The sequence below is a fragment of the Microbacterium aurantiacum genome, from assembly GCF_021654035.1.
Lineage (GTDB): Bacteria > Actinomycetota > Actinomycetes > Actinomycetales > Microbacteriaceae > Microbacterium > Microbacterium aurantiacum.
In genome coordinates this window covers 458,940-470,770 of the sequence record NZ_JAJPDW010000001.1, presented here as the reverse complement: position 1 = coordinate 470,770, position 11,831 = coordinate 458,940, and the positions used below count along the sequence as shown (strand labels likewise).

11 protein-coding genes are annotated in these 11,831 nt (G+C 71.8%); 6 read left to right on the top strand and 5 right to left on the bottom strand.

Going from position 1 to position 11,831, the window contains the following annotated elements:
- Positions 1-49 precede the first annotated feature (49 nt).
- From LTL01_RS02285 to LTL01_RS02270, 4 genes are all read left to right on the top strand, one after another.
- Positions 50-1,327 (top strand): endo-1,4-beta-xylanase, encoded by a 1,278-nt coding sequence (locus tag LTL01_RS02285; protein ID WP_236967237.1) that lies wholly within the window; start codon positions 50-52, stop codon positions 1,325-1,327.
- A gap of 95 nt (positions 1,328-1,422) precedes the next feature.
- Positions 1,423-2,598 (top strand): galactose-1-phosphate uridylyltransferase, encoded by a 1,176-nt coding sequence (gene galT / locus LTL01_RS02280; RefSeq protein WP_231717923.1) that lies wholly within the window; start codon positions 1,423-1,425, stop codon positions 2,596-2,598.
- Positions 2,595-3,809: a galactokinase gene (galK, locus tag LTL01_RS02275; RefSeq protein WP_236967236.1), complete on the top strand. Its 1,215-nt coding sequence runs from the start codon at positions 2,595-2,597 to the stop codon at positions 3,807-3,809. Before galT ends, galK begins: the two co-directional genes overlap by 4 nt.
- Before the next feature lie 106 nt (positions 3,810-3,915).
- Positions 3,916-4,752 (top strand): alpha/beta fold hydrolase, encoded by an 837-nt coding sequence (locus LTL01_RS02270; RefSeq protein ID WP_236967235.1) that lies wholly within the window; start codon positions 3,916-3,918, stop codon positions 4,750-4,752.
- Positions 4,753-4,770: 18 nt separating this feature from the next.
- On the opposite strand, the gene LTL01_RS02265 is transcribed toward LTL01_RS02270, so the two are convergent.
- Entirely contained in the window at positions 4,771-5,169 is a 399-nt protein-coding gene (locus LTL01_RS02265; RefSeq protein WP_236967234.1) for a hypothetical protein, read from the bottom strand.
- 82 nt (positions 5,170-5,251) lie between these two features.
- On the opposite strand from LTL01_RS02265, the gene LTL01_RS02260 reads away from it, so the two are divergent.
- Together LTL01_RS02260 and LTL01_RS02255 are read left to right on the top strand one after the other, a co-directional pair.
- Positions 5,252-5,875, top strand: coding sequence for a TetR/AcrR family transcriptional regulator (locus LTL01_RS02260; protein ID WP_236967233.1), 624 nt, complete (start codon positions 5,252-5,254; stop codon positions 5,873-5,875).
- The gene (locus tag LTL01_RS02255; RefSeq protein ID WP_236967232.1) at positions 5,865-7,361 is read left to right on the top strand and encodes a carboxylesterase/lipase family protein; all 1,497 of its coding nucleotides are present in this window, start codon (positions 5,865-5,867) and stop codon (positions 7,359-7,361) included. The genes LTL01_RS02260 and LTL01_RS02255 overlap by 11 nt, the downstream gene beginning before the upstream one ends.
- A 261-nt stretch (positions 7,362-7,622) precedes the next feature.
- On the opposite strand, the gene LTL01_RS02250 is transcribed toward LTL01_RS02255, so the two are convergent.
- The 4 genes from LTL01_RS02250 to lplAB all read right to left on the bottom strand — a co-directional run bounded on the left by LTL01_RS02250 (position 7,623) and on the right by lplAB (position 11,830).
- Positions 7,623-8,462 carry a type IV toxin-antitoxin system AbiEi family antitoxin domain-containing protein gene (locus LTL01_RS02250; RefSeq protein ID WP_236967231.1) on the bottom strand — a complete coding sequence of 280 codons (840 nt, stop codon included), beginning with the start codon at positions 8,460-8,462 and terminating at the stop codon, positions 7,623-7,625.
- 383 nt (positions 8,463-8,845) lie between these two features.
- Positions 8,846-9,832 carry an LLM class F420-dependent oxidoreductase gene (locus LTL01_RS02245; RefSeq protein WP_236967230.1) on the bottom strand — a complete coding sequence of 329 codons (987 nt, stop codon included), beginning with the start codon at positions 9,830-9,832 and terminating at the stop codon, positions 8,846-8,848.
- Positions 9,833-9,836: 4 nt separating this feature from the next.
- Positions 9,837-10,784, bottom strand: a complete 948-nt coding sequence (locus LTL01_RS02240) for a DNA-methyltransferase (protein ID WP_236967229.1) — start codon at positions 10,782-10,784, stop codon at positions 9,837-9,839.
- The gene (gene lplAB, locus LTL01_RS02235) at positions 10,781-11,830 is read right to left on the bottom strand and encodes a lipoate-protein ligase LplAB (protein WP_236967228.1); all 1,050 of its coding nucleotides are present in this window, start codon (positions 11,828-11,830) and stop codon (positions 10,781-10,783) included. The genes LTL01_RS02240 and lplAB overlap by 4 nt, the downstream gene beginning before the upstream one ends.
- Position 11,831 lies beyond the last annotated feature (1 nt).

Below are 11,831 nucleotides of genomic sequence, written 5' to 3'. Positions count from 1 at the left end.
TCGCCGCGTTCGTCTCTGACGTTCGCGACGCCTGTGCGAGGGTGGGCCGATGTCCCACGATCTCTCCCCGCGGTTCCGCGACGTGTCCCTGCGCATCCTCGACGCCGACGGCGCCCCGGCGGATCCGGCATCCGTGGTCGTGGAGCAGACCCGCCACGCGTTCGGCTTCGGCAACATCGGGTTCGATTTCCTCGGCCTCCTCGGCGGCGCAACCTCCGGCCCCCACGGCGACCGCGAGGCCCTCGCCGCCGCCGATGTCGCGCTCGCCGAGCACCTCCTCGAGGCGTGGCTGGCGGCGTTCGACACGGTGACGCTGCCGTTCTACTGGCGGTTCTTCGAGCCGGCGCCCGGCCACCCCGACACTGCACGGCTGCAGGCGACGGCGCGGTGGTTCGCCGACCGGGGAGTGCGCGTGAAGGGCCACCCCCTCGTCTGGCACACGCTCGCGCCCGCGTGGCTGCTCGACCGAACGGATGCCGAGGTCGAGGCCGCGATCCGTGCGCGCATCCGACGCGACGCCTCCGACTTCTCCGGCCTCGTCGACCAGTGGGACGCCATCAACGAGGTCGTGATCCTCCCGGACTTCACCGCCGAGGACAACGCGGTCACCCGCCTGGCACGGTCCCGCGGACGGGTGGAGATGGTGCGGATGGCGTTCGAGACCGCCCGCGAGGCAGACCCGAGCGCACGGCTCGTGCTCAACGACTTCGATCTCTCGCCGCGCTATGAGCGCCTCATCGAGGAGTGCCTGGCCGCCGGCATCCGCATCGACGCGATCGGACTGCAGACGCACATGCACCAGGGGTTCCGCGGAGAGGATCAGCTCGCGTCGATCCTCGAGCGCTTCGCCCGGTTCGGCCTGCCGCTGCAGCTGACCGAGACGACGCTGGTCTCGGGCGATCTGATGCCGCCCGAGATCGTCGATCTCAACGACCACGTCGTATCCGAATGGCCCTCGACTCCCGAGGGCGAGGCCCGTCAGGCCGACGAGCTCGAGCGCCACTACCGGACGGCTCTCGCCCATCCCGCCGTCGAATCGCTCACGATGTGGGGTATCACGGATGCCGGGGCCTGGCTCGGCGCCCCGGTCGGCCTCCTGCGCGCCGACGGCAGCGAGAAGCCCTCGTATGCGATGCTGCGGAATCTGATCCGCGGCGAGTGGTGGCATGCGCCGCGGGCGATCGCACCGGATGCCGACGGCCTGATCCGGGTGCGCGGGTTCGCGGGCGACTACCGGGCGACCGCGGCTGCGGGGTCGGCGACCTTCTCGATCGCGCCGGATGCGGATGCCGCGGCGGCGGCGCTCGAGGTGCGCCTGACCCGCTGAGCCCCTCTGACCCGGCACGTCTCCCGCGCCTCTCACCCGCGTCCCCGACGGGACAGCGTGTTGACGATAACACACTGTCCCGCTACCGTGTTATCGTGGCCATCACCGAAGAGACCCCCCAGATCCTGGGCGCCGGCGTCGTCAAACGCCCCACCCTCCTCGCCGACGGACGCGAGCTGATCTACTACGACGATCCCGACACGACGCTCGGTCCCGACCGGGCGGTCGACGCCCGCACCCTCGACGCGCGTCCCGCGACGGCGACCATGCGCCGCGACGTCCTCACCGGCGACTGGGTCTCGATCGCCGCTGCCCGGCAGAACCGTGCGTTCCTCCCGCCCGCTGAGCTTGACCCGCTCGCGCCGCAGACCCCCACGAACCCGTCCGAGATCCCCTCGCGGTACGACGTCGCGGTGTTCGAGAACAAGAGCCCGTCCTTCGGCCCGGCCCTCGCGACCGCCCACGGCTCGGCCCCCGCCGCTGTCGACCCGCCGCGCGACCTCGACGACCTCGACGCGCCCGGCCTCGGACGCACCCGCACGAGTGTCGGCCGCTGCGAGGTCGTCTGCTTCAGCCCCGAGCACGCGGGCTCGTTCGGCACCCTCTCGCGCACCCGCGCCCGCACCGTCATCGAGGCGTGGGCGGACCGGACCGCGGCATTGTCGGCCCTCCCCGGCATCCAGCAGGTGTTCCCGTTCGAGAACCGCGGCGAGGCGATCGGCGTGACCCTCCCCCACCCGCACGGGCAGATCTACGCCTACCCGTACATCACGCCGCGGACCGCCGGCCTCCTCCGCTCGATCGAGCGCGAGGGCGACGACCTGTTCGCCCGCATCCTCGAGCACGAGCGGGGCGGCGAGCGCATGATCCTCGAGGGCGAGCACTGGAGCGCGTTCGTCCCGTTCGCCGCGCGCTGGCCGCTCGAGGTCCATCTCCTGCCGCACCGCCACGTCGCCGATTTCGCTGGAACGACGGATGCCGAGCGCGACGAGCTCGCCGGACTTTACCTGCGGCTCCTGCGCGGCGTCGACGCCGTCTACGACACCCCGACGCCGTACATCGCCGCGTGGCACCAGGCGCCGGTGCACGCCGGCCGCGACAGCGCGCGCCTGCACCTGCAGCTGACGAGCCCGCGTCGCGCCGCCGACAAGTTGAAGTTCCTCGCCGGTTCCGAGGCCGCCATGGGCGCCTGGATCGGCGACATCCCCCCCGAGGCCTCCGCCGCACGCCTGCGCGAGGCCGTCTCGACGATCCCCGAGGTGACCGCATGACCGACGCCCCCGCCACCGACGCCCCCGGAGCCCGCCCTGAGGCCGCCCAGAGCGCCCGCGCGCTCTTCACCGAGCGGTTCGACGCCGTTCCCCTCGGCACGTGGTCCGCGCCCGGACGCGTGAACCTCATCGGCGAGCACACCGACTACAACGACGGGTTCGTGCTCCCCTTCGCGATCCAGCACCGCACCCATGTCGCGCTCGGCACCCGCGCGGACGGGGTCATCCGCGTCGCGTCCACCTTCGCCGACGATGCCGTCGAGGTGCCGCTCGCCGAGCTCAACGCCCTGTTTCCCGACGGACGCGAGACCGTGGCAGAGTGGGCGCGCTACCCGCTCGGGGTCGCGTGGGCGCTGCAGCGCGCGGCCGGGCGCGACCCGGTGACGCTCGTCGGCGTGGACCTCGCCTTCGCCTCCGACGTCCCCGTCGGTGCGGGGCTGTCCTCCTCCGCCGCGATCGAGGGCGCCACCGCGAGCGCCCTCGCCGCGATCTGGGGCATCGACCTCGACCGCACCGCGCTCGCGCGGGTCGGGCGCACCGCCGAAAACGAGGCCGTGGGCGCCCCCACCGGGATCATGGACCAGATGTCGTCGATGCTCGGCCGCGCCGATGCGGCGATCTTCCTCGACTGCCGGTCGCTGGAGGCGGAGGTCATCGACCTCGGATTCGCGGATGCCGGCCTCGAGCTCGTCGTCATCGACACCGGCGTGAGCCACTCCCACGCCACGGGCGGCTACGGCGAGCGCCGCGCGGCCTGCGAGCGCGGCGCCGAGGCGATGGGGGCATCCGCCCTCCGCGATGTCTCGGTCGCCGATCTCGAGCGCGCTCAGGAGCTCCTCGACGATGTGACCTTCCGGCGCGTGCGTCACGTCGTGACCGAGAATCAGCGCGTGCTCGACACGGTCGCAGCCCTCGCCGCCGAGGGTCCGGCATCCGTCGGACCACTGCTGGTGGCCTCGCACGCCTCGATGCGCGACGACTTCGAGATCTCCGTCCCCGAGCTCGACACCGCCGTGGAGGCCGCTCTCGCCGCCGGCGCGATCGGCGCCCGCATGACCGGGGGCGGCTTCGGCGGCGCCGCGATCGCCCTCGTCGCGCGCGACGGGGTCGGAGCCGTGACGGATGCCGTCACCGCCGCGTTCACCGACGCCGGGTTCGCCGCGCCGACGATCTTCACCGTCGCCCCGTCGGCCGGCGCCGCCCGCGACTGACGTCGCACCACAGACGTCCTCGGATCGCAAGACCTTCCGGGTCCGGACGCGGCGCTCTAGCGTCGTATCCGGACCCGGCAGAGCGCCGGTCCGGAAAGGATCCGACGTGGCCTACATCACCGTAGGGACCGAGAACTCCGCCGACATCGAGCTGTACTACACCGACCAGGGGTCGGGGCAGCCCGTCGTCCTGATCCACGGCTTCCCGCTGAACGGCGAGTCCTGGGGCAAGCAGCAGGCGGCGCTGCTGGATGCCGGATACCGCGTGATCGCGTACGACCGCCGCGGGTTCGGCGCGTCGACCAAGGTCGCCTCCGGCCTCGACTACGACACGTTCGCCGCCGACCTGCACGCGCTCCTCGAAGACCTCGACCTGAGCGACGTCGTCCTCGTCGGCTTCTCGATGGGAACCGGCGAGATCGCCCGGTACCTCTCCCGCTACGGCAGCGAGCGCGTCGCGAAGGCCGCCTTCCTCGGGTCCCTCGAGCCCTACCTTCTCATCACCGACGACAACCCCGACGGTGCCGGCCCCCAGGACTTCTTCGACGGCGTCGCCGCCTCCGTCCGGGAGGACCGCTACGGCTTCGTCACCGGGTTCCTGAAGGACTTCTACAACCTCGACGACACCCTGGGCTCGCGCATCTCGCAGGAGGCCGTCGACGCGAGTGCCCGCGTGGCCGCACAGGCCGGCAACGCCGCGATCGCGGCGGCGCCGCTGACGTGGCCGACCGACTTCCGCGGCGACATCCCCGCGATCGGCGTCCCCGCGCTCATCCTGCACGGGACCGCCGACAACGTCCTGCCGATCGATGCCACCGCGCGCCGCTTCCGGGAACTCCTCCCCGACGCGACCTACGTCGAGATCGAGGGCGCCCCGCACGGGCTCCTCTGGACGCACGGCGACGAGGTCAACGAGGCACTGCTGGCCTTCCTCCGCTCCTGACGACCGCCCGGTCCCAGGTCACCCGGCCGGCTGCTCGGACGCGTTCGCCGTCTCGAGCAGCCGGTCGACCTCGTCCGGGCCGAACCCCAGTCCCGCCATCATGCCGAGACGCCCGAGCGGGAACGACCCGAGCATGGCCATCATGTCCACACCCTCCGGCATGATGGCCGACGCCCCGGAGGCCTCGGTCATCGGCGCGAACGCCCGAGCGAGGACGGGGCCGGCGACGGGGTGGGCGAGCGCCTCCGCCAATGACGACTCGCGCGAGAGCGGCCGGGTCACGGCATCCCCGGCGATCTCCAGTGAGAGCTCGGACCGGATGTCGCGACTCGACGCGGCCACCGCGAAGACGTGGTCCCCGCCCGCGACGAGGGGAGCGGGGCGTGGGACGTCATCGGTCCTCCTCGTGTGCGGCATTCATCGCGATTATCGTCGACGCGCGAGAAACCTAACAGTACTCGGTTTTTGTCTTTTCGGGAAGGTGCGATGTACTGCTGTCATGCCGGATCCGCACCGCACGCGTGGCTCCTACGCCAAGGGCATCGCCAAACGCGAGGAGATCCTCGAGCGGGCCCTCGAGGTGGTCGCACGCGAAGGGATGCGCGGCGCGTCCGTGCGGGAACTCGCCGATGCGGTCGGGCTCAGCCAGGCGGGGCTCCTGCACTATTTCGACAGCAAGGAAGAGCTGTTCACCGAGATCCTGCGCAAGCGCGACGAGATCGACGCCACCGAGCGTCTCGGCGGGGGCGAGGGCGACGTCCGCGAGGGGCTGCGTCGCGTCGTGCGGCACAACAGCGAGGTGCCGGGCGTGGTCGCGCTCTTCTCCCAACTCTCGGTCGACGCCGCCGACCCCCAGCATCCGGCGCACGCCTTCTTCCTCGAGCGCGGAGAGGGCCTCCGGGGCTCGTTCGCCGCATCCTTCCGCCGCCGGCAGGAGGCGGGCGAGATCAGCGACGCCGTGGATGCGGAGACGCTCGCCCGGCTCCTCCAGGCCGCCGCCGACGGACTGCAGCTGCAGTGGATGCTCGCACCCACGTTCGACATGGCCGACACCCTCGACGCGCTCTTCATCGCGCTCGCGGGCCCGCTCACCCGACCCGCGGAGGACACCCGTGAACCCTGACCCCATCGTCCGCATCACCGCGGGGCAGATCCGCGGGTTCTGGCGGGGTCCCGCGGGGGCGCCCGGCAGCTCCGCCGCCTTCCTCGGCATCCCGTTCGCCGAGGCCCCGGTGGGCGCGTTGCGGTTCGCCGCGCCCGTCCAGGTGGCGCCGTGGGACGGCATCCGTGACGCCCGGGAGTACGGTGCGACGGCGAAGCGCGCCAAACCGGGCGAGAAGACCCTCATCCCCGAGCCCGCGGTGCCCGGAGAGGCGACGCTGAACGTGAACGTCTTCACCCCGACGCCGGGCGGGGACGCGGCGCTGCCGGTGCTGGTCTACATCCACGGCGGCGGCTTCACCGAGGGGTCGCCCGCGAGCCCCTGGTACGACGGGAAGGCGTTCACGCGCGACGGCGTCGTGACGGTGACGATCTCGTACCGTCTCGGCTTCGACGGGTTCGGCCACATCCCGGGGGCGCCGAGCAACCGCGGCGTCCGCGACTGGCTCGCCGCCCTCGCCTGGGTGCAGGAGAACATCGCCGCGTTCGGGGGCGACCCGGGGCACGTGACGATCGCGGGCCAGTCCGCGGGCGGCGGTGCTGTGCTGACGCTCCTCGGGATGCCGGCGGCGCAGGGACTCTTCCACGCGGCCTGGGCGCTCTCCCCCGCCCTCGGCGACGTGTCGGGCGAACGCGCGCGGACGCTGACGGCGAAGCTCGCGGGCCTCCTCGGCGTCGATCCCTCGCGGGACGGATTCGCGGGCGTGACGGAAGCCGACATCCTCGCGCAGCAGGAGTCGGTCGGGCGCACCGGGCAGTCGCCGCTGGACGTCGCCCGCGGAATGCTGCAGGACGGTCTGAGCTTCGGCCCGATGATCGACGGCGACCTCCTCGCCCGACCCACGATCGAGGCGCTGCGCTCAGGCCTCGGCGGCGATGTGCCGCTCGTGCTCGGGGCGACCGACGACGAGTTCACGATGATCACCGACGGGGCCACACGGGTGCTGGGGCTGGTGCCGCCCGGGGTCGCGCTGCAGCAGCTCGACGTGCCGAGGGAGAGGCGGCACGCCTGGCTCGCCGCGAACGCCCCACAGCGGCACAAGGGGACCGCCGCGGTCGTCGGGCGCTACGTCGGCGACGTCATCTTCCGCTCGACGGTGCTGCGCGCCGCCGACGCGCGGGCCGCGGCCGGCGGCGCGGCGAAAACCTGGGCGTACCGGTTCACGTGGCCGTCGCCGACGATCGGGTGGGCGTGCCACTGCCTCGACGTGCCGTTCTGGTTCGACGCGCTGGGCGCCGAGTCCGTCGGCGCGATCGCCGGCGACGCACCGTCTCAGGCTCTGGCCGACGCGGTGCACGGGGCCGCCGTCGCCCTGATCCGCGACGGGGACCCGGGGTGGCCCGCATGGGATCCGGCGACACAGCCCACCCGGGTCTTCGACGTCCCGGCTGACGGCCGCGCCCCGGTCGTCTTCGACGGCTACGCCTCGGTCCGGGCCCTGGCCTGACAGCCGACCGCCGCCGGACGGCCTGGCGCGACCGTCGAAAACGCGTGGGATGCGGCATTCGGAGGTTTCATGCCACCGTCGACACGCCGTGAACCCCCGCGTTTCCGACGGCGTCGGCTCGGCGCCGCGACGTGGCTTCATCTCCGCTCCCGGCTCGACCATGTCAAGAGCGCGTGAGATCCGGGCTACCGAGCCACCGCGGGAATCTCGACACGCCGCGCGACCCCGCGTCCTCGACGGCCCGGGCCTGTCCCCTGACGGCTAGCGCTTGGCGGGACGGGACGCGAGGATGCCGACGAGAGCCTCCCGGACCTCGTCGGGGTGCCACATGATGTCCTCGGCGATGAGCCGGAGAGTGGCGTACCCGAGAGCCGCTGCGGCACGGTCACGACGGCGATCTCGACGCTGGGCGTCCCACGAGGCGTGATGCTCGGCACTGTCGCACTCGACGATGAGCCAGCCGTTGACCACGAAATCCACGCGTCCGACGGTGGCAATCGACACCTGCAGCTCGACGGATGCGCCCAGAGTGCGCAGCATCACGCGCACGAGCGACTCGGGGCCGGATTCAGCACGCGCGTCGAGCAGTCGGCGCAGTACACGGTAGCGACGGGGAAGCATGCCGAACAGCTCGTCGAGGTCTCCGGGATCGATCACACGGTTGCGGAGGGCGGAATCGATCGTGGCGACCGCGGCTCGCGGTGACTGGCACCGCACCGCGCATGCAACGGCATCGAGCGGCGACACCGCCACAGCGGACGGATGCGGCTGCCGCCGCAGCTGAGCCCAGTGCCGCCGCGTCGGGCGCCCGAGGGCGGTGCGCTTCAGGCGCGGAGCATGCAGATGTACGTGCAGAACTGAGGAGTCCATCACGAAGACCCCTCGTCGCGCGAGCTCGGACACGCATGCGAGCCGGCCTCCCAGCGCGCAGGCATCCACGACGTCTGCGGATACGTCAGCATTCAGATACACACCGGCACGGGGTCGGAGAAGCGCGCCGGTCTCGACAGCGAAGCGCAGTGCGCGGTCGCTCCAGCCCGCGGCAATGAGATCGCGGCGACGGAGGAAGATCGGGGACTCGTCGCGCAGGGCCGTTGCCATGCATCCCAGCATCCGGCGCACGCATCTCCCGAGCCGCCGATCAGCCGCGAAGCGTGGACAACACGCGCGCGCCCGTCCCTGGGGAGGAGGCTCCTCGTGGCGCGAGGCATTCGCTTCACGGGGAGAAAACGCGGGGGATCCCGGCGCCCCAACGGCTCCAGGGCCCTGAAGACCGTTGTCTGCCACGCGATTTCGACGCCGAACGATCCATCGGACGCGGCGCGGGTGTCGCCGACCATCCGAGGACGGGGTAGCCACCGACCGTCGAGAACGCGGGAGATCCGGGCACCTGGGACCCCGCACGACCCCGAAATCTGCCGTTCGCCACGCGTTCTTGACGCGAATCGGTGAACCCCGCGCTTTCACACGCGCCGGCAGTCGGGTCAGGTCAGCGCGGGGAGGACCTCGCGCTCGAACAGCGAGATGCCGGACCGGTCGTACGCGGCCTCAGGGAAGTAGTGGATGGCGTAGCCGAGGCCGTGCGCCGCGCGCTCGGCGAGACGCTCGACGACCTGCTCGGGGGTGCCGAACCCGGGCGACGAGCGGTAGTCCTCCTCGATGGCGGCAGCCCGTTCGTCCCCGACGTGCGGACGCAGCCGCTCGACGACGACGCGCAGCCGCTCGGCGGCTTCGGCCTCGGTCGCCCCGACGAGCGTGTTGAAGTTCGACGAGCGGGTGATCTCGCCCATGTCGCGTCCGATCGCGTCGCAGTGCCCCTGCAGCACGGAGCTCTTGTGGTCGAACTCCTCGAGCGACCCGGCGAAGTTCGTGTACGACGCGTAGCGCGCAGCGATCTTCAGGGTCACCTTCTCGCCGCCTCCGGCGATCCACAGCGGGATGCCGCCCTCCTGCAGCGGGGTCGGCCGGACGATCGCGCCGTCGACCTGGTAGTGCTTCCCGTCGAGGGTCGCCGTGCCGGTCGTCCAGGCCTGGTGCATGATGTCGACACCTTCGCGCAGGCGCGCGAGCCGGTCGCCGATCCCCGGGAATCCGTATCCGTACGCGCGCCACTCGTGCTCGTACCACCCGCCGCCGATCCCCATCTCGGCGCGCCCGCCGGAGATCAGATCGACCGTGGCGGCGACCTTGGCGAGGTAGGCCGGGTTCCGGTACCCCATCGAGGTGCACATCTGTCCGAGACGGATGCGGTCGGTCGACGCCGCGAAGGCGGCCATGAGCGTCCACGCCTCGTGGGTGGCCTCCTCGGTCGGCACCGGCACGGTGTGGAAGTGGTCGTAGACCCACAGCGATTCCCACGCCGCGGCATCCGCGCGCTGCGCGATCTCGTTCATCGTCGACCACTGGTCGGCGGGATCGATGCCGACGAGGTCGAGACGCCAGCCCTGGGGGATGAAGATTCCGAAACGCATGAGGTCAGCCTAGGGTCGGAGCGACCTCGGCGTCCGGGATCCGCTCGCGCATCACGGCCACCGCCTCGGGGTTCGCGTCGACGAGGACGGCGTCGCGCCCGAGGGCCGCGGCCACCGCGCCGGTGGTCCCGCTGCCGGCGAAGAGGTCGAGCACCCGGTCGCCCGGGCGAGAGGATGCCTGGACGATGCGCCGCAGGATCCCCTCCGGCTTCTGCGTCGGGTACCCGGTCTTCTCGCGTCCGGTGGTCGGGACGATGGTGTGCCACCACACGTCGGTGGGGAGCTTCCCGCGGGCGGCCTTCTCGGCCGTGACAAGGCCCGGGGCCATGTACGGCTCGCGGTCGACGGCGCCGGAGTCGAACCAGTAGCGCGCCGGGTCCTTGACGTAGACGAGGATCGTGTCGTGCTTGGTGGGCCAGCGGCGGCGGGTCTTCGCACCGTAGTCGTAGGCCCAGATGATCTCGTTGAGGAAGCAAGCGCGACCGAAGAGGGCGTCCATGAGCACCTTCGCGTAGTGCGCCTCGCGATAGTCCAGGTGCAGGTACAGCGTGCCGTCGTCGGCGAGGAGCCGCCACGCCTCGACCAGGCGCGGTTCGAGGAAGCCCCAGTAGTCGTCGAACCGGTCGTCGTAGGTGAGGAGGTCTCCGCGCAGTCGCTCGTACTCCCGCCCGTGGAACCCGCGGCGGACGACGCCCGGAACGGCGCGCGCGGCAGCCCCCGCTCCGGCATCCGTCGCAGCATCCGTCGCTCCGTCCACGGATGCCGGTCGATGCAGCGCCGTTTCGACGGTCTTGGTCTGCGGGCGTCCGGTGTTGAACGGCGGGTCCAGGTACACCACGGTGAAGGCGGCGTCCGGGAGAGACGCCGCGACGGCGAGGTTGTCCCCGTGGTGGATCGTCACGCGCCCGCGCGGTCGGTCTTCGACGATCGGCGATGCCGACACGGAGGTCACGGCACGCGACGCAACCACGCGTCGGTGGCGAACTTGGAGGCGACGAGCGCCTCCGCCTCGGCGTATTCCTCGTCGGTGATGCGACCCGCCTCGGCGTTGTAGAGGGATGTGAAGGTCGCCTTCAGCTGCTCGATGATCGCGTCGCGAGGGAGCCCGGTCTGCCGCTTCAGCGGGTCGACGCGTTTGGCGGCGGAGGTCGTGCCCTTGTCGCTGAGCTTCTCCCGCCCGATCCGCAGCACCTCGGTCATCACCTGGCCGTCCATGTCGTAGCTGAGGGTCGCGTGGTGGAGCACGCCGCCGTTGGCGAGGCGCTTCTGTGCGGCGCCGCCGATCTTCCCCTGCGGGGAGGCGATGTCGTTGAGCGGCTGGTAGGTCGCCTCGACGCCCAGGGCGCGGAGGGCTTGCAACGCCCAATCGTCGAGGAAGGCGTAGGAGTCGGCGAAGGTCAGCCCCTGGACGAGGGATGCCGGCACCGAGAGCGAATAGGTGACGATCGAGTTCGCGCCCATCATCATCGCGCCGCCGCCGGAGATCCGGCGCACGACGTCGTATCCGTGGCGCGCCGCACCTTCGGGGTCGACCTCGTTGCGCAACGACTGGAACGACCCGATCACCACGGCCGACTCGTTCCACTCCCACAGGCGCAGCGTCGGGCGTCGGCGGCCCTCGCCGACGCGCGCGGTCAGCACCTCGTCGAGGGCGAGGTTCATGCGCGGCGAGAGGGGCCGGTCATGCACGATCTCCCAGTCGAAGTCGCCCCAGCCGGGTGCCGTGACGAGCGCGCGGCGCACCGCTGTGCCGACCGCCTCCGGGGTGAAGCCCAGCAGCTGCGCACCCTCGGGGAGAGCGGCACGGACGGCGGCGGCGATGGTGGCGACATCCGCCTCCACCGGGAGGCCGGTGACCGCGCGGTCGATGTCGTCGAGGGCGGAGTCGGGTTCGAGGAAGAAGTCGCCCGCGAGGTGGAACGCGTCGATGCGCCCGTCACGCTCCTCGAGGTCGACGACGACGAGCTTGCCGCCAGGAACCTTGTATTCGCCGTGCATG

Bases quoted from the DNA above. Each gene is read 5' to 3' on its own strand.
- galK (WP_236967236.1), top strand. From the start codon at position 2,595: ATGACCGACGCCCCCGCCACCGACGCCCCCGGAGCCCGCCCTGAGGCC.
- LTL01_RS02245 (WP_236967230.1), bottom strand. From the start codon at position 9,832: ATGCGTTTCGGAATCTTCATCCCCCAGGGCTGGCGTCTCGACCTCGTC.
- LTL01_RS02250 (WP_236967231.1), bottom strand. From the start codon at position 8,462: ATGGCAACGGCCCTGCGCGACGAGTCCCCGATCTTCCTCCGTCGCCGC.
- LTL01_RS02260 (WP_236967233.1), top strand. From the start codon at position 5,252: ATGCCGGATCCGCACCGCACGCGTGGCTCCTACGCCAAGGGCATCGCC.
- lplAB (WP_236967228.1), bottom strand. From the start codon at position 11,830: ATGCACGGCGAATACAAGGTTCCTGGCGGCAAGCTCGTCGTCGTCGAC.
- LTL01_RS02285 (WP_236967237.1), top strand. From the start codon at position 50: ATGTCCCACGATCTCTCCCCGCGGTTCCGCGACGTGTCCCTGCGCATC.
- LTL01_RS02265 (WP_236967234.1), bottom strand. From the start codon at position 5,169: ATGCCGCACACGAGGAGGACCGATGACGTCCCACGCCCCGCTCCCCTC.